Here is a 22764-nt window from a genome sequence, read left to right on the forward strand (position 1 = left end):
AGCCGGATCATCGAAAATCCCGTGTCTTCACCTTGATAGTGTCGATAAGCAGATCCGGGATGTAGATGTCGCGCGTCCGCATTCCCTTCGGCGGTAGATCGCGCGGGTCCGGGGTTGGCGAGCCATGGTGGAATTCGTCGCCGCGTCCGTGCGGCAGCGGGAATGGCTGATCCCGCTTGCCGACGCCGGCGAGGTCGGCAGATAGGTCGGTGAGCCTTTGTGCCACCAGATGCACGACCTCTCCCTCACGCTGGATGCGCCCGCGCACGGCGACCATCCCCGCCGACAGGATCGTCCGGCGGAAGCGCTCGAACACCTTCGGCCAGACCACGAGGTTGGCGATACCGCTCTCGTCCTCGAGGGTGATGAACATCACGCCCTTGGCCGAGCCCGGCCGCTGCCTCACCAGCACGATGCCGGCGGCTTCGAGCCAGCGTCCATCGCGCGCGTCCATTGCGGCCTGACAGCTGACGATGCCCCTGCGCCGAAGATCCTCCCGCAGGAATGAGACCGGATGATCGCGAAGCGACAGCCCGACATGGCGATAATCCTCGACCACATCTCCTCCAGCTGCCATCGGCCGGAGTGCGATTGAAGGCTCAGGCGTTTCATCGGCCTGCTTATCGGCAGGCGCGGCGAACAGGGGCAGCGGTTCGTCGCGCAGAACGCGGATTGCCCAGAGCGCCTCTCTCCGCGCCAACCTAAGGCCGGGCCGAAACCCATCGGCTTCGGCAATCTGCGCCAACGCCGACACGGGTACACGAGCCCGGCGCCAGAGATCCTCGATTGTCTCGAACGGCAGACGGGCTCGGGCCGTGATGATCGCGGCAGCGTGGACGTTGGACAACCCCTTGACCATCCGGAGACCTAAGCGAACGGCAAACCGCGTTTCGTCGCCGGTCGGCTCCAACGTGCAGTCCCAGCGGGAGGCGTTGGCGCAGACCGGCCGGACCTCGACGCCGTGATCGCGAGCATCCCGAACGATCTGCGCCGGCGCATAGAAACCCATGGGTTGGCTGTTCAGGAGCGCGGCGCAGAAGACATCAGGATGCCAGCATTTCAGCCAGGCGGAGGCGTAGGCGATCAGCGCGAAGGAGGCCGCATGGCTTTCCGGAAAACCATAGCTGCCGAAGCCTTCGAGCTGTCGGAATGTCTGCTCGGCGAACTCGGCTTCGTAGCCATTGGCGACCATGCCGGCGACGAGCTTCTCCTTGAATTTCGACACCCCGCCGGTGAACTTGAAGGTCGCCATGCTCTTGCGCAACATGTCGGCCTCGCCCGGAGTGAAGCCGGCGCATTCGATCGCGACGCGCATCGCCTGCTCCTGGAAGAGCGGCACGCCGAGCGTCTTGCCCAGGACCTTCTCCAGCTCGGGCTTGGGATAGTGCACCGGCTCGCGCCCCTCGCGTCGCCGGAGATAGGGGTGGACCATGTCGCCCTGGATCGGGCCGGGCCGAACGATCGCGACCTGCACGACGAGGTCGTAATAGGTCCGCGGCTTGAGCCGGGGCAGCATCGACATCTGCGCGCGGCTCTCGATCTGGAATGTGCCGAGCGTGTCGGCCTTGCGGATCATCGCGTAGGTCCGTGGATCCTCCGGCGGGATCGAGGCCAGGTCGAGCGCGACACCCTTGTGGTCGGCAAGCATGTCCAAGCCTCGCTTCATGCAGGTCAGCATGCCCAGCGCGAGGACGTCGACCTTCATGAACTTCAGCGCGTCGATATCGTCCTTGTCCCATTCGATGACCTGGCGATCTGCCATCGCGGCCGGCTCGATCGGCACAAGGTCGTCGAGGCGATCATGTGTCAGGACGAAGCCGCCGGGATGCTGCGAGAGGTGCCGCGGAGTGCCATTAAGCTGGCGGGCGAGATCAAGCGCCAAGCGCAGCCGCCGGTCGGCCAGGTTGAGGTTCAATTCCTCGACGTGCCGCTTCTCGACGCCCTCCTCGGACCAGGCCCAGACCTGTGATGACAGCGTCCCGATCAGGTCCTCGGGGAGGCCCAGCACCTTGCCGACATCGCGCAGGGCCCCCTTGGTCCGGTAGCGAATGACGGTCGAGCACAGGGCCGCACGATCGCGGCCATAGGTGTCGAACACCCACTGCATGACGATTTCGCGGCGCTCATGCTCGAAGTCGACATCGATGTCGGGCGGCTCGCGACGCTCCTCCGAAACGAAGCGCTCGAACAGCAGGTCGTTGCGGCCGGGATCGATCGAGGTGATGCCGAGCACGAAGCAGACGGCGGAGTTCGCGGCCGATCCGCGCCCCTGGCAGAGGATGTCGCGCGAGCGGGCGAAGCGGACGATGGCGTTCACCGTCAGGAAATACGGCGCGTAGCCGAGCCTTTCGATCAGCGTCAGCTCGTGGTTCAGGCTTGCCCGGACGCTCTCGGGCAGGCCCTCGGGGTACCGCTGCTTGGCGCCTTCCCAGGTCAGCTTCGCAAGGGTCTCCTGCGGTGTCAGCGTGGGATCGTCGCGCTCCTCCGGGTATTGGTAAGCGAGTTCGTCGAGCGAGAACCGGCATCGATCGGCGATCTGCAGCGTCCGGGCCAAGGCCCCGGGATAGCGCGCGAACAGCCGGTGCATCTCCTCCGGAGGCTTCAGATAGCGGTCGGCATGGCGCTCGCGCCGATCGCCGAGGGCGTCGATCGTGACGTTGTGTCGGATGCAGGTCACGACGTCCTGCAGGATCCGCCTGGCCGGCTCGTGGAAGAGCACGTCGTTGGTCACGACCGTGGGCACGCGCATCCGCGTGGCAAGGTTCGAGAGCTCATGGAGCCGAAGGTGGTCGTTCGGTCGGCGCCGCAGCGAGAGGGCGAGATAGGCGCGGTCACCAAAGCCCTCGCGAAGCCGACGCAGGCGAAAAGCGCAGTCCTCGTCGGCCAGGTCCGGCACGAGCACCGCGACCAGCCCATCGCAATGCGCAACGACGTCCGACCATTCGAGATGGCATCGCGCCTTGCCGCCACGCTTCTTGCCGATGGAGAGCAGTCGGCACAGGCGCGAATAGGCTGGCCTGTCCGTTGGATAGACCAGCAGCGACATGCCGTCAGCGAGATCGAGGCGGCAGGCGACGATCAGCCTGACGCCGGTTGCCTTCGCCGCCTCATGTGCCCGGACGATGCCGGCGAGCGAATTACGGTCCACGACAGCGAGCGCTTCGATGCCCAGCAATGCCGCCTGCGCGAACAGCTCATCGGCCGAGGAGGCGCCGCGCAGGAAGCTGAAATGGCTGGTGACCTGGAGCTCGGCGTAGCGCGCGCTCATCCGAATAGGCCGTGCAGGAACCAGCGATGCGAGCCCGTGGCGACGTCTTCGCCGTCGCCTGCTCGATAGAGCCAGTAGCGCTCGCCTGCATCATCCTCGACCCGGAAGTAATCGCGCACGGCGACCATCTCGGCCTCGCGCTTCCACCACTCGCCGAACACGCGCTCCGGTCCGTCGGCGCGCCGAACCCGGCGGCGGATCCCGCGCCAGCTGAACCAGGCCGGTGGATGGTCCGGCAGCAGAGCCATGGTCTCGACCGGCTCCGGTCGTGGCAGCAGCCTCGCCGGCCGCGGCCAGTGGCCTGGCCAGACGGCTCCGGTCTCTTCCGTCAGCGCGGCGACACGNAGCCATGGTCTCGACCGGCTCCGGTCGTGGCAGCAGCCTCGCCGGCCGCGGCCAGTGGCCTGGCCAGACGGCTCCGGTCTCTTCCGTCAGCGCGGCGACACGGCGAACAGAGCGCTCGGGAACATCGCTGGCGATCGGGGCCATGCGATAGACCGCCCGCTCACCGACGCGGTTGGCTAGGATGTCGATGAGGCCGGACACGTCCGCACTGGTCTCCTCCACCAGGGAGCTAACCGTCTGCTTTCGTTCGAGGGGCTCGGCCAAGGTCGCCGCCAGCGTCATGATCTCGATGCCGAAGCCAGGCTCGATCGCCTCGATCTTCTCGCAGAGGAGCCGGGATAGGTATAGGTGCCGTCTGCATTGAGCAGCACGGTGCCGTTGGCCGGCGGGTTCGCCAGCGCGTAGCCAAGCAGGTCGCCATCGGGGTCGGAAGCGTTGAGCGAGCCGGTGGCCGGCATGTCCTCGGTGACGATCAGCGGCGGCGGGTTGGCGACCGGTGGATCGTTGACGGGCGAGACCGTGACGGAGACGGGCACCACGATACTGACGGACGCGCCGCTGTCATCCGTGATGGTGACCGTGAAGCTGTCCGTGCCGAAGAAGTTCGGGTTCGGCGTGTAGGTGTAAGTGCCGTCCGGATTGATCACGACGGTGCCGCCGGTCGGTGGCGTGCTCACCGCGAAGTTCAGTGCGTCGCCATCGGGATCATAGGCGTTGAGCGAGCCGATGGCCGGGGTGTCCTCGGTGACCACGAGCGGCGAGGGATTGGCGACCGGGGGGTCGTTGACCGGCGCGACCGTGAACGAGACCGGCACCAGGATGGTGTTGCCCTGGGGATCGGAGACCGCAACCGTGAAGCTGTCCGGGCCGTTGAAGTTCTGGTTCGGCGTGTAGGTATAGCTGCCGTCCGCGTTGACGACGAGCGTGCCGTTCGCAGGCGGCGTGGTCACCGCATAGGTCAGGGGATCGCCATCGGGGTCGGAAGCGTTGAGCGAACCCGTGGCCGGCGTGTCCTCGGTGACCGCGAGAGGCGAGGGATTGGCCACCGGCGGATCGTCGACGGGCGCGACCGAGAAGCTGATCGGCACGACGAGCGTGGCGCCGGACGCGTCGGTGACGGTGATGGCGAAGCTGTCGGCGCCGTTGAAGTTCGGGTTGGGCGTGTAGGTGTAGGTACCGTCCGCGTTGATGACGACGGTTCCGTTGGCCGGCGGCGTGGTCAGGGCATAGGTCAGCGGCCCGCCATCGGGATCGTAGGCGTTTATGGCGCCGCTTGCGGGCGTGTCCTCGGTGACCACGAGCGGGGTCGGGTTGGCGATGGGCGCGTCGTCAGCCGGCGTCACCGTGATGGAGACAGTGTAGGTCTGCAGCGGAGCGGTGCCGTCGGAGATCGTGAAAGTGAAACTGTCGGTGCCGTTGAAATCAGGGTTCGGCGTGTAGCTGTAGCTGCCATCCGGATTGATCATCGCGGTGCCGTTCGCGGGCGGCGTGGCCAACGTGAAAGTCAGGGCATCGCCATCGGGATCGCTGCCGGGCAGCGTGCCGCTGAGCAGGCCGTCCTCGGCGATGGTGGCCAAGACGTTCGAGCCGACCGGCGGATCGTTCACGGGCGTCACGGTGACTGTGACCGTCGCGGACGCAGTCCCGCCCTGCCCATCCGAGATCGTGTAGACGATCGTGTCGGTGCCGTTGAAATCGGGATTGGGCGTGTAGGTCAGCGTGCCGTCGGGGTTGATGGCGACGGTGCCGTTGCCGGCGCTCGCGCCGATAACCGAGACCACGCCGCCGTCCGGATCGCCGTCATTGGCGAGCACGTCGATCACGACGGCGGAATCCTCCGCCACCGTTGCGACATCGTTGCCGGCGACGGGCGGATCGTTGTCCTCGGTAACCGTGACGGTGACGGTATGCGTCACCGTCAGGCTGCCGTCGCTGACCGTGTAGGTGAAGTTGTCGGTACCCGAGAAATCCGGGTTCGGGACATAGGTGAAAGTGCCGTCGGCATTAACGGTGGCGACGCCGGAGCTCGCCTGGCCGCCGAGCGCATAGGTCAGCGGATCGTTTTCGGGATCGGTCGCCAGTGGCAGCGTGCCGGAGAGATTGCCGTCTTCCGCCACGGTGAAGCTGGCATCGGAGCCGATCGGCGCGTCATTGACCGGGGTCACGGAGACGTTGACGGGGACCGCGACGATGCCGCCATTGCCGTCGTCGACGGTAATCGTGAAGCTGTCGGTGCCGAAGAAATTCGGGTTAGGCGTGTAGACATAGCTGCCATCGGCCGCGAGCGAGACCGTGCCGTTGGCCGGCGGGGATGTGAGCGAGAAGGAGAGATCGTCGCCGTCCGGATCGGTGGCGATCACCGCTCCCGTGATCGGCGTGTCCTCGGCTCCCGAGGCCGGTGGCGCCGAGACGACAGGCGGATCGTTGACGGCGGCGAGAATGATGGTTGCCGTGTCGATGTCCGAAAGCGGGCCGCCCGTGCCGCTATTGCCGCCGTCATTGGTCAGCATCGTCAGCGTTACCGCAGCGTTGCTGTTTGCCGGAGGCTGGTAGATCGGGGCGCCCGGGCCGGCGAGATAGGCGTTGATGTCGGCGAGCGTGCCGGTGAGCACGATCGCGCCTGTGCCGGAACCCGCAACCGTGACCCCGCCGGCCGAGCCGGCCGTCAGGCTGCCGGCATCGACGCTCAGGGTGACCGTGATAGGCGCGCTTCCGGCATCGACATCGACGACCGAGATGCCGGTCAGCGCGAGCGGCGTGTCCTCCGTGCCGGTGAACGACGAGGGCAGGCCGTTGACCGGCGCATCGTTCACCGGATTGACGGTGCCGGTGATCGTGGCCGTGGCCTCGATGGTGCCATCGGAGATCGTGTAGGTGAAGGAAGGCGCGCCATTGTAGTCGGCATTGGCGGCGAAGGTCAGCGAGCCGTCGCCGTTGAGCGTCACGACGCCGCCGGTGACCGCGACGGAGCCGCCGATGGCGATGGCCTGGTTAGCGATCCGCGTGATCGTAAGTGCGTTGCCGTCGGGGTCGCTGTCATTGGCAAGCGGCGTGATCGTGGCGCTGCCATCCTCGTCGATCGCGAAGGCACCTGGATCGTCGACCGCGACGGGCGCATCGTCGACCGGCGTGACCGTGATCGTGACGACCGCCTGTGCCGTGCCGCCTTGGCCGTCGCTGACGCTGTAGATGAAGCTGTCGATGCCGTTGAAATTCGGTGCGGGCACATAGTCGTAGCTGCCATCCGCCCGGAAGGTCAGCGTGCCGTTCGCGGTCCCGCTGACCAGGGCATAGGTCAGTGCGTCGCCATCGGGATCGCCGTCATTGGTCGCGACGGTGGCGCCGATCAGCGCCGTATCCTCGGCGGTGGTCGCGCTGTCGTTGCCGGCCACGGGCGGGGGATTGGTGACGGTGAGCGTGAAGCTGCGCGAGACGCTCAATCCGCCCGGATCGGTCGCGGTGACCGTGATGACATAGATCCCGTTCGCGCCGGGGCCGTTGACGCTGGCGTCGCTGGCGAGCGTGCCGGTGATGGCACCGGTGGTGGACGAGATCGAGAGCCCGGCCGGCAGGTCGGCAGCCGAGAAGCTCAGCGTGTCGCCCTCGACATCCGAGAAGGCGATCGAGGCGTCGTAGGAGACGCTGCCGGCGTCCGTGCCGGCCAATGGCGGCAGAGCTCCGCCGCTCGGCGCATCGTTGCTGCCGTTGACGGTGACGACAAGCGTCGCCGTGGCGGTGCCGCCATTGCCGTCCGAGATCGTGTAGGCGACGCTGGTCTGGCGCTGCTCGCCGAGCTGCAGGTCGTCGAAATCTGCGCCGGGCGTAAAGGTGAAGCTGCCATCGGCCGCAATGACGAAGCTTCCGCCGGCCGAGCCCGCGACCGCGCTGCCGACCCCGCCCGAGGGCGCGCCGACGCCGACCACACTCAGCGCATCGCCGTCCGGGTCGCTGTCATTGCCGGTGACGACGCCGGAAACCGCGGTGTTCTCTTCCGTCGAAGCGCTGTCGTCCACGGCAATGGGCGCGTCGTTCTCGCCGGAGACCGTGACGATGATCGTGTAGCTCTGCGGCGGAGCGATGCCGTCCGAGACCGTATAGGTGAAGCTGTCCGGGCCGCTGTAATCGGCATCGGGGGTGTAAGTGAAGGTGCCGTCCGCATTGATCGCAACCGTGCCGTGCTGGGGGGCGATCGTGCCGGCGGCATAGGTCAAGCCGGGGCCGTCGACATCGGTCGCGACCGGTAGCGTGCCGCTGAACGGGGTGTCCTCCGTCACGGTGATCGCGCCGTCGGAGCCGACCGGGGCATCGTTGACCGGCGTCACCGTCACGGTGACGGTGACTGTCGTCGCGCCGCCATTGCCGTCCGAGACCGTGACGGAAAAGGCATCCGTGCCATTGAAATCGGCGGCCGGCACGTAAGCATAGCTGCCGTCCGGATTGAGCGTGACGGTGCCGTTCGGCGGCTGAGCGACGAGCGTGAAGCTCAGTGCGTCGCCTTCCGCATCGCTCGCCGCGATCGCGCCGGTTACTGCGGTGTCCTCGGCCGTCGTGGCGCTGGAATCCGTGGCGATCGGTGCATCGTTGGAGCCGGTGACGGTGATACGCAGGAGCGCGCTGGCGGTGCCGCCTTCGCCATCGGAGATGGTGTAGCTGATGCTGGTTTCGCGCGCCTGGCCGGCGGCCAGATCGTCAAAGGCCGTGCCCGGATCGAAGGTGTAGCTGCCATCGGCGAGGATCGTGAAGCTGCCGCCGGCCGAGCCTGCCGCCGGGGTGCCGACGCCGTTGCCGCTGGCGCCGACCGCGATAACGGTCAGCGTGTCGCCGTCCGGATCGTTGTCGTTGCTGATGACGTTGCCCGTGGCGGGCGCGTTCTCGCCGGTGCTGCGGAGATCGTCCACCGCTGTCGGCGCGGGGTTGGTGACGGTGATGGTGAAGCTGCGGCTGACGGCGTTCCCGGCAGCATCCGCCGCGGTCACGGTCACAGCATAAAGGCCGCCAGCCTGCTGCGAAGCCGAATTGTCGACGGTGCCGGAGATGACGCCGGTGGTCGAGATGCTCAGCCCGCTCGGCAATCCGCCGGCCGTGAAGGACAGGGGCTCCCCGTCAGGGTCGGAGAAGGCACCGGAGACGTCGATGCTCGGAGCCTGTCCATCGACCATGGCGAGGTCGGGCAGCGGTCCGGCGACAGGCCCGTCCTCGACCGGCAGAACGTCGATCGTGACCGTGTAGGTCACGTCGGCAGTGCCATCGCTGACGCTGTAGGTGAAGCTGTCCGCGCCGAAATAGTTCGCGGCCGGCGTGTAGACATAGGTGCCGTCGGCGCTGACCGTGACGGTGCCGTGGCTGGCGTTGCCGACCAGTGCATAGGTCAGGGCATCTCCGTCCGGATCGACTGCGACCGGCAGCGCGCCGGAAGCCTGCGTGTCCTCGTCGAGCGAGATCGCGGTGCCACTGCCGACCGGCGCGTCGTTTTCTCCGGTTACGGTGACGCTCAGCGTCGCCGTCGCGGTGCCGCCGTTCCCATCGGAAACGGTGTAGGTCACGCTGGTGACACGCTGCTCGCCGGCCTTGAGGTCGTCGAAGGCCGTTCCGGGATCGAAAGTGTAGCTTCCATCGGCCTGCAGCACGAAGCTGCCGCCGGCACTGCCAACTACAGGCGCGCCGAGATTGCCCGCGCTGCCCGCGACCGCGACCACGCCGAGCGTGTCGCCTTCCGGATCGCTGTCATTGGCTAGCACGCCGGGCGCCGTTCCGGTGATGGCGGCATTCTCCGTCGTCGTGGTGGTGTCGTTCGTGGCGACGGGCGCAGTATTGGTCCCGCTGACCGAGATCGTCGTCACGGCGGCGGCAGAACTGCCGCCGGAGCTGTCGGTGGCGACGAAGCTGAAGGTCCGGTCTCCGGCCGTCGGATTGTTGCTTGTGTTCTCGTAGCGCAGGGCCTGGAGCAGGGCGGTGAGCGCCTCGGCCGGGATCGGCTGGCCGGTACCGGCGGCATTCTGGATCCGCAGGGATCCCGCGCCGTCATAGCTGTAAGCAAGGCTGACGCTGCCGAAGCTCACCGCGCCGTTCGCAGGGGTGCCATAGGCCAGGACCGTGCTGCCGTTGATGTTCAGATGCTCGGCCGCACCGTTCCGATCCGTGCCGGCGATGGTGATGTCGAGCGTGACGATGCTGTTCTCGACATCCTGGATCACCGCATCGGCACCGACGATCGGGACCGGCCCGCCATCCTCGATGAAGCCGCCCGCGTAGCCGGTGCCCGGCGCAGCACCGTTCAGATCGACGACGGGCACGTCGTTTACCGCTGCGACCGTGACGTTGACGGTCGCAGTGGCAGTGCCGCCCTGGCCATCGGAGATGGTGTAGACGATGGTGTCGGTGCCGTTGAAATCGGCGTTAGGCGTGTAGGTGATCGTGCCGTCCGGCTGGAAGGAAACGGTGCCGTTGCCGGCGCTGGCCGAGACGAGCTGGAGCGTGTCGCCGTCAGGGTCGCTGTCGGCGCCAGCCGCACCGCCAACCGTACCCGCGCCCGTGATGACGTTGAAGACGGCCGGCGTGTCCTCGGTCGCGTTGACCGTGTCGTTATTGGCGATCGGGGCCGGATTGGTGACGGTGAAGGTAAAGCTGTTCTGTACCGTGCCGCCCTGTCCGTCCGACGCCGTGATCACCACCGTATAGACGCCGCCGGCACCACCTTGGCTGGCATTGCTCGCGAGCGTTCCGCTGATCCGGCCCGTGGCGGGATCGATCGTCAGGCCAGGCGGCAAGGTGCCGCCGGCCGAATAACTCAGCGTGTCGCCGTCGATATCCTGGAAATTGCCGGAGACGTCGAAGGAGATTGCGCTGCCATCGGCCTGGCTGCGGTCCGGGATCGGGCTCGACACGGTCGGCGCATCGTTCTCCGCGGCGACATTGATGGTCACGGTCGCGGAGGCTGTGCCGCCATTGCCGTCGCCGATGCCGTAGGTGAAGGAAACAGTGCCGTTGTAGTTGGGGTTCGGCGAAAACAGCAGCTTCTGCACGCCGCCGTCGAGCACGAGCGAGACACTGCCATTGGCTACGGCAACGGCCGGACCGCCTACAGTGAGCGCGGTGCCCTCGACGCTGATGATCGCGATGGCGTCGCCATCCGGGTCAGCGTCGTTGGCGAGCACCGGGATCAGGATCGGCGCATCTTCGGTGGCCTGGATCGTATCGTTCGCGGCCTGCGGGACGATATTCACGATGGTGTAGGTGAACTGGATCGAGGCCGTGCCTTGGCCGTCGCCGGCGCTGACCGTGACAACATAGTCCTGACTGCCGGTCGGCCCGGATGCGCCGGCCGCGACGGTGCCGGAAATCAGGCCCGTCGACGCGTTGTAGCTCAGGCCTGGCGGCAGGCCCGTGACCGTATACGTCAAGGCGCTGCCTTCCGGATCGGCGAAATTGCCGCTGACATTCAAGCTGACCGGCGCGCCGTCATTCAGCGACATGTCGGCGATCGGGGTCGTGACGGGGTCGTCATTGACTGCGGTCACCGTGATGTTGACCAGCGCGGTGCTGAAGCCGCCCTGACCGTCGGTGATGCGATAGACGATCGTGTCGGTGCCGTTGAAATTGGCTGCGGGCGTGTAGGTCAGCGTGCCGTTCGGGTTGACGGTCAGCGTGCCGTGGCCAGCGCTCGGCGTGAAGCTCGGGTCCAACGTCAGCGTGTCGCCATCGGGATCGACATCGTTGCCGAGGACATTGATGGTGACAGCGGTGTCCTCGTTCGTCGTCGCGGCATCGTTGACGGCGGTCGGGGCCGGGTTGGTGACGATGATCTGATAGGTCCGCTCGATCGTGCCTGCATGGCCATCGCTGGCACTGACGGTGACGCTATAGATACCGTTATTGCCTGGGCCGCCCTGGCTCGCATTGCCAGCGATCGTGCCAAATATGCGGCCGGTCTCGGGGTCGTAGTTCAGGCCCGGCGGCAGGCCGGTGATGACGAAGTCGATATCCTCGCCTTCGATATCGGTGAAGAAGTCGCCGACATTGTAATTGACCGCCTCGCCATCGGAGCGGGTGCGATCGGGCAATGTTTCCGCGGTAGGCAGGTCGTTGACCCCGGTCACCGTCACCACCACGGTCGCGGTGTCGGTTTCCCCGCCTGCATTGGTGACCTGATAGGTCACGGTCGTCGTGCGCGTCTCGCGGGCGCGCAGATTGTCGAAATCGGTGCCGGGATTGAAGCTGAGATTGCCAAGTGCATCGATGACGAAGCTGCCGCCCTGCGAGCCCGTCACCGCGGTGCCCACATTGCCTGCGGAACCGGCGACGCCGGTCACTGTCAGGGCGCCGCCGCCGGGGTCGCCGTCATTGGTCAGCACGTTGCCGGTCGTGCTCTCGTTCTCGTTGACCGCGAAGGCATCGTTCGCTGCCATGGGCGGCGTGCTCAGCACCTGCCAGATGAAGCTGGTCTGGACCGTGCCGCCATTGCCGTCGCTGGCGGTGATCGTGACGGTATAGGGCCCGCCATTCGACGCGTCGGGCGTCAGCGTCCCGGAAATGATGCCGGTCTCGGCGTCATAGGTCAGCCCTGGCGGCAGGCCGGTGATCGTGAAATCGAGATCGTCGCGGTCGGCATCGGTGAAATAGGTGCTGATGTCGAGGAGGACGGTCTCGCCGTTCGAGTCGATCACGGTCGGGATCGGGCTCGCGACCGGCGCATCGTTTACGGCGTTCACGGTGACGATGATCACGGCGCTCGAGGTGCCGCCATTCCCATCGGAGATGGCGTAGACGATCGTGTCGGTGCCGTTGAAATTGGCTGCGGGCGTGTAGGTGATCACGCCGTTCAGGATCGAGACCGTGCCGTGCCCGGCACTTGCGGAGGTGATCGTCAGCGGATCGCCGTCCGGGTCGATGTCGTTCAGCAGCGGCGAGATCTCGACGGGCGTGTCCTCGTTCGTCGTCGCGGTGTCGTTGACCGCGGCCGGGCCGGGATTGGTGATGGTCAGCGTGAAGCTTGAAGGTCGCGTTCCGCCATTGCCGTCGCTTGCGGTGATCGTCACCGTATAGACGCCGTCATTGGCCGGGCCGCCCTGGCTCGCATTGCGGTCGATGGTGCCGGAGACGATGCCCGTCAGCGGGTCGTAGCTCAGCCCGCTCGGCAGGCCTGAAACGGCGTAGGTCAGCGTATCGCCGTCGACATCGCTGAAGAACGCACCGAGATTGTAGTTGAAGGCCTGCCCGTCGGCGCGCGTCGTGTTCGGGATGGGGGCGGCGTCCGGCGCATCGTTCACCGGGGTTACGGTCACCGTCACGGTCGCGGTGGCAACGCCGGAATTGCCGTCGTCGACGGTGTAGCTGAAGGTCTCGACGCCGTTGAAATTGGCGTTGGGCGTGAAGCGCAGCATCTCCACGCCGCCGACCAGCACGAGCTGCACCGAGCCATTGGCAGTCGTGACGGATGGGCCGCCCAATGTCAGCACCACGTTGTTGACGCGGATGATCTCGTCGATATCGCCGTCGGGATCGCTATCATTCGCCAGGACTGGGATATCGACGGGGGTGTCCTCGGGTGTCGTCGCCGCGTCGTTATTGGCGATCGGAGGCCGGTTGAGCACCGTGTAGACGAAGCTGGTGGCCGCGCTGGCGCTGCCATCGCTCGCGGTGACCTGCACGGTGAAGGTGGCGCTGCCGGTCGATCCCGAGGCGTCGGGCAGGATGCGACCGCCGATGAGGCCCGTCGCGGGATCATAGCTCAGGCCGGGGGGCAGGCCGGTGACCGTGTAGCTGAGGCCGTCGCCATCGGCATCGCTGAAGAAGGCGCTGGCGTCGAGCGAGATCGTGTCGCCGTCATATACCGTCCGGTCGACGATCGGGGTCGCGACCGGAGGGTCGTTGACCGCTCCGACCGTGATGGTCACGGTTGCCGTGGCGGTGCCGCCCTGCCCATCCGAGATCGTGTAGACGATGGTGTCGGCGCCGTTGAAATTGGCTGATGGCGTGTAGGTGATCGTGCCGTTCGGCTGGAAGGAGACCGTGCCGTTGCCGGCGCTGGCCGAGACGAGCTGGAGCGTGTCGCCGTCCGGGTCGCTGTCGGCGCCAGCCGCGCCGCTGACCGTGCCGACGCCCGTGATGACGTTGAAGACGGCCGGAGTGTCCTCGGTCGCGTTGACCGTGTCGTTGTTTGCGATCGGGGCCGGGTTGATGACAGTGAAGGTGAAACTGCTCTGGACGGAGCCTCCCTGTCCGTCCGAAGCCGTGATCACGACCGTGTAGGCACCGCCCGTCCCACCGAGGCTGGCATCATTGGCGATGGTACCGCTGATGACGCCGGTCGCGCTGTTCAGGGTGAGGCCGGGCGGCAGCGTGCCGCCGGCCGAATAGCTCAGCGTGTCGCCGTCGAGATCGCTGAAATAGCCGGAGATGTTAAGATCGACGGCAGTGGCCTCGGCCTGGCTTAGAGCCGGGATCGTGCCGGCCCCGGGTGCGTCATTCACCGGCAGCACGGTGACGGTGACGTAATATTCGTTCTGGCCGCCGAAGCCGTCGGAAACCACGAAGCTGAACGTGTCGCTGCCCGCGAAATTGGCGGCTGGGGTATAGGTATAGCTACCATTCGCGGCGATGGTGACCGTGCCATGGGCGGGCACCGTGGTGCCGGCGGAATAGGTCACGGGGTCGTTGTCGGCATCGGTCGCGGTCGGTAGCGTGCCGGAAAAGACCGTGTCCTCGTTCGTGGTCAGGCTGCCGTTCGAGGAAATCGGAGCGTCGTTTTCGCCGGCGACCGTCACGGCGACCGTTGCCGTCGCGGTGCCGCCCTGACCGTCAGAGATCGTATAGGTGAAGCTGGTCGCGCCGTTGAAATTGGCGTTGGGTAGGAAGGTCAACGTGCCGTTGGCGTTCAGCGTCACGCTGCCCTCGGCCACCGTGACAGGCACGCCCACGGTGATCGGGCTGCCATTGATCTGCGTAATGCTAAGCGGATTGCCCTCGACATCACCGTCATTGGCGCGGACGTCGAAGGTCGCGCTGCCGTCCTCGGCGAGCGTCACCACATCGTCGACCGCGACAGGCGGGTCGTTCACCGCCGTCACGGTACCAGAGACGGTCGCGCTGGCGGTGCCGCCGGCGCCGTCGCTGATCGTGTAGGTGAAGCCGATCGGCCCATTGTAGTTCGCCGCCGGCGAGACGGTCAGCGTGCCGTTGGCATTCAGCGTGACGGTGCCGCCGGGGATCACGACGGAGCCGCCGCTGGCGATGTTGGTGCCATTGATCTGGGTGATGCTCAGCGGGTTACCGTCGACATCGCTGTCATTGCTGCGCGGATCGAAGGTAAAGGGCGTGTCTTCGGTGACGGTGATGCTGTCGCCGGCAGCAACGGGCGCGTCGTTGACGGGTGTGACGGTGCCGTTGACGGTCGCGTTTGCGGTCGTGGTGCCGTCCGAGATCGTATAGGTGAAGCTCGGCGAGCCGTTATAGTTCAGCGCCGGCGCGAAGGTCAGCGTGCCATTGGCGTTGAGCGTGACCGTGCCGCCGGTGACGGCGACCGGCACGCCGATCGTGACCGCTGCGCCGTTGATCTGGGTGATCGTCAGGGCGTTGCCGTCGATATCGCTGTCATTGGCTCGCGGGTCGAAGGTGACCGGCGTATCCTCGGGCGTGGTGAAGCTGTCATTGACCGCGACCGGCGCGTCGTTCTGGCCGGTGACGGTGACGGTCACCGTCGCGGTCGAGGTGCCGCCCTGTCCGTCCGAGATCGTGTAGGTAACGCTGGTCGTGCGGGTCTGGCCGGCGGCAAGGTCGTCGAAGGCCGTGCCGGGGACGAAGCTGTAGCTGCCATTGGCGGCGATGGTGAAGGAGCCGCCATTCGTGCCGGTAACGGCGGTTCCGACCGCGCCCGCGACGCCATTGACGGCCGAGACGGTGATCGGGTCGCCATCCGGATCGCTGTCGGCGCCGCTGCCGTGATCGGCGAAGACGGAACCGCTGATATTGGCGTTCTCCGTCGTCGCCAGCGCGTCGTTGCGCGCGATCGGCGCGTCGTTGACGGGTGTGACGGTGCCGTTGATGGTCGCGGTTGCGGTCGTGGTGCCGTCCGAGATCGTATAGGTGAAGCTCGGCGAACCATTGTAGTTGAGCGCCGGCGCGAAGGTCAGCGTGCCGTTGGCGTTGAGCGTGACCGTGCCGCCGGTGACGGCGACCGGCACGCCGACCGTGACCGCAGCACCATTGATCTGGGTGATCGTCAGGGCATTGCCGTCGATATCGCTGTCATTGGCTCGCGGGTCGAAGGTGACCGGCGTATCCTCGGGCGTGGTGAAGCTGTCATTGACCGCGACCGGCGCGTCGTTCTGGCCGGTGACGGTGACGGTCACCGTCGCGGTCGAAGTGCCGCCCTGTCCGTCCGAGATCGTGTAGGTAACGCTGGTCGTGCGGGTCTGGCCGGCGGCAAGGTCGTCGAAGGCCGTGCCGGGGACGAAGCTGTAGCTGCCATTGGCGGCGATGGTGAAGGAGCCGCCATTCGTGCCGGTAACGGCGGTGCCGACCGCGCCCGCGACGCCATTGACCGCCGAGACCGTGATCGGGTCGCCATCCGGATCGCTGTCGGCGCCGCTGCCGTGATCGGCGAAGACGGAACCGCTGATATTGGCGTTCTCCGTCGTCGCCAGCGCGTCGTTGCGCGCGATCGGCGAAGGATTTGTCACTGTCCAGGTGAAGCTGCGGCTTGTGCTGAGCCCGCCTGCATCGGTGGCGGTGATCGTGACGCTGTAGGGGCTGCCCAGGCTGGCGCTGCGGTCGAGCGTGCCTGAGATCACACCCGTGATCGGATTGAGCGTCAGGCCGGGCGGCAGGCCGTTCGCGGCATAGGTCCGGGTGTCGCCGACATCGACATCGAAGAAATTGCCGGAGATGTCGAAGGAAACTGTTTGCGCATCGGCGCCGATCTGGCTGGCGATCGGCGTCGAGCCCGGCGCGTCGTTGACCGGCGTGACATTGATCGTCAGCGTCGAGGAGGCCGTGGCGCTGCCGTCGCTGATCGTGAAACCGACCTGCGGCACCGCGCCGTTGAAATTCGCCGCGGGCACATAGCTGTAGGAACCGTTGGTATTGAGCGTGAACGAGCCCCAGGCTCCGCTCGCCGTCTGCCCCGCCGTGTAGGCGGTGCCGCCGATCGTGAAGGTCGCGACGGCAAGGACATCGCCGTCGACATCGCTGGCGGAGGCCAGCACGCCCCCGGCCGCGCCCACGGTCAGCGTCGTATCTTCGTTCGTCGTGGCCGTGACCGGGTTCGCCACCGGCGCGTCGTTGACCGGACTGACCGTGACCGTGATCGTGTACTCGACCGCCACGATGCCGTCGCTGACCGTATAGGTGAAGCGATCGGTGCCGTTGAAGTTCGCCGCGGGGGTATAGGTGTAGGTACCGTTCGGGTTGATCGCCACCGAGCCATGGGCCGGCGCGGTGGCGCCAGGTCCATAGGTCAGCGCCTGGCCGTCGACATCGGTGGCGACGGGCAGGGTGCCCGAGAAGGCCACGTCCTCGGGCGTGGTCAGGCTGCCATTGGAGCCGATCGGCGGATCATTGACGGCCGCGACCGCAATCACGCGCGTGTCGGTATCGGTCAGCGAGCCGTCGCTGCTGACCATGGTCAGCGTGACATTGCCGTTGAAATCCGCCGTCGGGACGAAGACCGGGGCGGAGCCTCCCGCCAGATAGGCGTTGATGCTGGCAAGCGTGCCCGTCAGCGTGATCGACGCGGTGCCAGAGCCGGCAATGGTGACGCCGCCTGCCGGGCTCGCCGTCAGCGTGCCGCCTGTGCCGACCGAGAGCGTCACGGTATAGTTGCCGCTGCCTGCATCGACATCGCTGACCGAGAGGCCGGCGAGCCTGAGCGAGATGTCCTCGTTGGTCGCAAAAGAGGCGGGCAGGCCGTTGACCGGGGCATCGTTGACCGGCGTTACGTCGAAGGTGATCGTATTGGGGATCGGGTCCGTATTCTGCCCGCCATTGGCTGTGCCGCCATTGTCTCGGACCTGGAAGGTGAAAGACGCCAGCGCCGCACCATTGGCATCCGGTGCCGGCGTCCAGCGCAGGTTGGCGATATTGGCCGCGGCGATGACTTGCCCCGCGGTGACGGCCGTTCCGGAGAGGGTCAGGCTGCCATTCGGCGGCAGGGTGGTGATGACGACCGCCTGCAGGGTATTGGCGGGATTGTCGTTCGGGTCCGAGAAGCCGAAATCGGCGGCGGTGAAACTGTAGCCGGTATCCTCGGCGAGCGTGATCGTCTTGTCAGTGCCCGCAGGCGCGTCGTTGACCGAATTGACGGTGACGCTGACGGTCGCCGTCTCTGTCGTGCCGCCCGAGGCGACGGTATAGGTAAAGCTGACCGCGCCGTTGTAGTTTGCCGCCGGCGTGAAGATCAGGGTGCCGTCGGCATTGAGCTGCACGCTGCCATTGCTGACGGCGACCGAGCCGTTGACCGTGATGGCAACGCCGTTGATGGCGGTGATCGCCCGGCCGGGATTGCTGAAGCCGTCATTGGCGAGCGGGTTGAAGGTCGCCGCCGTGTCCTCGTTGGTGGAGACGCTGTCATTGACCGCATCGGCAACGGCGCTCACCGAAACCGCCAAGGAGCCGCTAGCGCTGAGCGCGCCGTCGCTGGTGGTGATGGCAATGCTGGCGCTGCCGTTGAAATCCGCCACCGGCGTATAAGTGAGCCCGGCCAGCGCCGCGTTGATCTGGGCCGCGGTGCCGGAGATCGTCACCGTCCCTGTGCCGTTGCCGCCGATGACGGCGCCCGCGGCGGCGGCAACCGAAAGCGTGCCGTTCGTGCTGGTCAGCGTCGTCGTCAGCGCATTCGAGTCGATATCCGCGACGGTGACGCCGGCGATGGCGCGCGGCGTATCCTCGCTGGTGCTCTGCGCGCCGGGGAAGCTCAGCGTCGGCGCATCGTTGACCGGGGTCACCGTCATATTGACGGTGGCGGTCTCGCTGACGCCGCCGGAACTCACCGTGTAGGTGAAGGCGAAGCTGCCATTGTAGTCGGCGGTCGGCGTGAAGGAGAGCGTGCCATTGGCGTTGAGGCGAACCGTGCCGCCCGCAACGGTGACCGTGCCATTGACCGCGATCGCCGAGCCGTTGATGGCCGTGATCGTGCGGCCGGCATTGCTGAACGTGTCGTTTGCCAGCACGTTGAAGGTCGCGGCCGTATCCTCGGCGGTCGAGACGGCATCGTTGACCGCGTCTGTGACGGCGGTGACGGTGATGGTGCTGGTATCGATATCAGTCAGCGCACCGCCGGTGCCGGTATTGCCGCCGTCATTGGTCGTCATCGTCAGCGTGACCGCGCCGTTGAAATCCGCGACAGGCGTGAAGCTGATGCGGGCGGGACCGGTTGCCGCGAGATAGGCATTGATGTTGGCGAGCGTGCCGCTGAGCGTGATGCTCGCGGTGCCGGAATTGGCGACGGTGACGCCGCCGGCGGAAGCGGCGGCCAATGTGCCGCCGGAGACCGCGAGCGTCACCGTCATCGTGCCCGAGCCGGCGTCGAGATCGATGACCGACAGCCCGGCGAGGCCGAGCGTCCCGTCCTCCGCCAGGGAGAAACCAGCCGGCAGCGTGTTGACCGGCGCGTCGTTGACGGCGGTGATCGCGACCGTCGCTACGGCGATGTTGGACGAGGCGGCGCCGTCGTTGACCGTGACGTTGATGGCGCGGCTGGTGGTGACGATCGCATCCGAGGAGGACGAGAAGCGGACCTGCTGCAGCGCCGTCTGATAGGCGGCCTGCGTCGCTGTGCCGGTCAATGTCAGCGTGTAGGTCGAAGCGTTGTAGGACGCGGTGATCCCGGTCGGCAGCGTGCCGGTAACGGAGAGAAGATCGCCGGCCTGACCGTTGGTGATGACGACCGTGGCCGAGGCCATGGTGCTGTTGTCGGGGTCGACGATGCTGACATCGGTGTCGACGATGGCGATGCCGGTCCCGTTCTCAGTATAGCCCGTCGTGAAGCCGGTGCCCGCGCCCGAGGCGTCGAGATCCAGGCTCGGCGGGTCGTTGACGGCCGTCACCGAGATCGTCGAGACGGCGGTGTTCGAAAGCTGCGTCCCGTCGCTGACATTCACGTTGAATACGCGCGCGGCCGTTGAAGGCGCGTCGCTGGTGCTCTCGAAGACCACCGACTGGATCGTGCTGGCATAGACCGCCGTCGTCGCCGAGCCGCTGAGCTGGATCGTGACGCTCGTCCCGTTGTCGACGACCGTGTAGGCGATGCCGTTGATCGTGCCGCTGGAACCGTTGGCGAGGATCGTGCCCGTGGCGCCGCCGATCCTCAATTGGTCGCCGGCCTGCTTGTTGGTCAGCACGATCGTCGCCGAGGCCATGTTGGCGTTGTCGGCGTCGGTGATGGAGGCGGCGGGCGCCGCGATCGAGACCGGCGTGCCGTTCTCCGTGTAGCCCGCGCTCCAGTCCCGTCCCGGCGTCGCGTCGGTATAGGCGTTGACGCGCACGTTATCGATCGAGATGTCGTCGCTGCCGAGCAGGGCGGTGTTGTAGGTGAAGGCCAGGTTGCCGGAGGCGGCGACGGTGGTCGGCAGGTTGATCGTGATGTCGGTATAGGTCCAGGCGTTCAGTGTGCTGGCGGCGATGCTGGCCGGCGAGCCGGTGGCGCCGTTCTGGTATTCGATCAGCGCCGGCCCGGCGCCGGTCGGCGTGGTGACCGTGGCATAGACCACGCCGCCGACAGAGATCGTCAACGTCGCCGGCACGCCGAGATCGAGCGCGCCGTTGTTCCAGCCCAGTCCGAAGATCACTTGCGCGGAGCCGCTCGGTGCCGGGCCGTTGTTCAGGCCGGTCAGGCCGGTCTGCGTCAGTGTTCCCGTGCTCGCATCCGAGATCCAAGCAATCGCGCCGCCCGAGCCGATGGAGGACGAGAAACTGGTCGAGCCGGTCGAGGTCCAGCCGCTGGCATTGCCGGTGAAACCACCATTGCTGACGATATTCGTCAGCGCCGGCGTCGAGTTCAGGTCGATCACCGGCGGCGTGCGGTTGTAACCGAAATCGGCAGCCAGATTGCTGGCGCCGATCGCGCCGATAGCGACCGCGCGTGTCGCGGTGCCAGTGGTCGGGCTCGCGCCGCCGAGCACGTTGTTGGTGTCGGTGACGCGGACGATGTAGTTGCCCGGCAGCACGCCGGTGAAAAGGTAGGCGCCGGTGACGTCGGTCGTGTCGGTGGCGAGTACGCGCTCGCCGGCATCGACCGTGCCGTTGCCGTTGACGTCGTCGATGAGCTGGACCGTGACGTTGGCAAGGCCGCCTTCGCCTGCGTTCGAGACACCGTTGTTGTTGTCGTCGTCGAAGATGCGGTCGCCGATCGTGCTCGTCGGCGGAACCCAGCGCGTGGCGTCACTGATATTCGCCAGTGCCGTCGTGCCGTTGGTCGTGATGGTCGCTCCGGTGCCGATGCTGGCGCCTGTGATGGGGTTGATCTGCTGCATCGTCGTGCCGACGACGTAGAAATTGCCGTTGATATCGGTACCGGACTGCCCGCTGACGGCCATGGTCGCGGAGGACACCAGGGCGCCGGTCGAGAGGTTGTAGCGGTTCAGCGTGGTACCGGTCATGCTGAGCAGAACGTTGTTGGTCTGGTCGATAGAGACGTCGCCCCAGTCCGTGTTCGTAATGTTGGTGGCGAACACATTGGCCGTGGCGACGGTGCGGCCATTGCCGGTGAAGGTGATGCGGAAGATTGTGTCGTCGGAGCCGGATGTGTTCTCGACGGCGAGATAGAGGATGCCGTTGGCGAAGGCAGCGCCACCGCCGCCAACCCCCGTCGAGCCTACGGTGATGCTGGCGCCGGCCCCGTTATTGGTGAGGTCGGAATCGATCAGGATGTGGGTGTTGTTGATGTAATCGTAGGCGAACAGAGCGCGGTTCGAACTGCTGGTCGTGCTGTCGACGTAATAGACCAGCCCGTTGGTGTGATCGGCTGCGATGGAATTGACCGGGCCGCCGAAGCTGACACCGCCGACGGAAGAGGGGACTGTGGTCAGAAGCGTCGCTTTCCCCGTGGCGGCATCGACGCTGTAGAGCGCGTTGCCGGCGGAGACCAGAAGCGCACCGTTACCGGTGCTGGCGGCGACATCGAGTACATGATCATACGCATCCTGCCCCTCGCGCGTGATGGCGAGATCGGCTTCGACCAACCCGGTGCGGTATTCCAGCTGCCAGTCGCCGCCGAGATCGGAGAAGCCGGTCGGATCGTTGGAGGCGGCGATATCGGCGCCCGTCATCGCCGAGAGATTTGAGACGAAACGTTCGCCTGCCGTGCCGAAGGCCGTGTCGCAGCCATAAAGCAGGATATCTCCGTCCCGCGACAAAGCGGAGCCGATTTCCGAGAGCGTCGCCGCGAAATCCTCGATATTCGCGTTGTTATAGAGCCCGTTGCCCAGGCGCAGCTCGCCGGAATCGCCGTGCGACACGATATGCAGGCTGTCGATGTCGTGGCGGCCCTCGAGATAGCCGGCAATCTGCTGCAGGCCATCCTTCGTCGGATCGAGCATGACGACGGTGGTGCCCGGCGTGACATTCTGCGCCAGTGCCTGCGCATCGCGGACGCTGGCATCGATGAAGACGATCGCGGTGGATGGCGGTTCTGCGACCATATAGCCGTCGCCCGCGATCTCGATCGGGGCGGGAGGTTCCGGCTGCGGCGCTGCGGCAGGTTCCGCCGCGTGCGGTTCTCCCCCCGTGGCGGGCACGCTGCCTGCGGCTGCCGGTGAAGACTCCTGCTCGGGTGGCGGCCCGCCCGCCGACTCATGCCCTTCGCCTGGAAGATTGGCAGGTCCGGCCGGATCTCCTGTCGCGGCAAGTTGATTGGCGGTGTCGACCGCCGCGCCGTCGAAGACCATCCGCTGCTCGAGCAGGAGGTATGAGACGGAGGCCTTCAGGCCGAAACGGCCCGCAGCGCTTGCGGGCTTGGCCTTCTCCGTCTTCTTCGTGCGCCAACGCTTGGGCATCTCTTTCGACATGGGCTTCGCGTCCCTCTCAGGATCTAAAACTTGCGTCGCGGTATCCCGCACTCGGTTCGTCTTCTGGTCGTTTCTTGGGAGCTGCCTGCAGCTCCGATCACCTCGGCCGTTGCTGTCGGCCTTTTCGTTTCCCCGTTTGCCGCGGCGCCTGAG

Annotated in this window: 2 protein-coding genes and 1 pseudogene; all 3 read right to left on the reverse strand. The window is 66.4% G+C overall.

Annotated elements, in window-relative coordinates; translation table 11 throughout:
• Positions 1-7: 7 nt before the first annotated feature.
• On the reverse strand, positions 8-3268 hold the full coding sequence (locus tag Q9235_RS25440) for an error-prone DNA polymerase (RefSeq protein ID WP_306224534.1): 3261 nt from the start codon (positions 3266-3268) through the stop codon (positions 8-10).
• Positions 3265-3955: pseudogene (locus Q9235_RS26975) on the reverse strand (DUF6504 family protein); the annotation flags it as partial. The gene Q9235_RS25440 and the pseudogene Q9235_RS26975, both read right to left, overlap by 4 nt.
• Positions 3892-22611 carry an Ig-like domain-containing protein gene (locus tag Q9235_RS25455; RefSeq protein ID WP_306224535.1) on the reverse strand — a complete coding sequence of 6240 codons (18720 nt, stop codon included), beginning with the start codon at positions 22609-22611 and terminating at the stop codon, positions 3892-3894. The gene Q9235_RS25455 and the pseudogene Q9235_RS26975, both read right to left, overlap by 64 nt.
• Positions 22612-22764 lie beyond the last annotated feature (153 nt).

This window comes from Bosea beijingensis (genome assembly GCF_030758975.1).
GTDB lineage: Bacteria > Pseudomonadota > Alphaproteobacteria > Rhizobiales > Beijerinckiaceae > Allobosea > Allobosea beijingensis.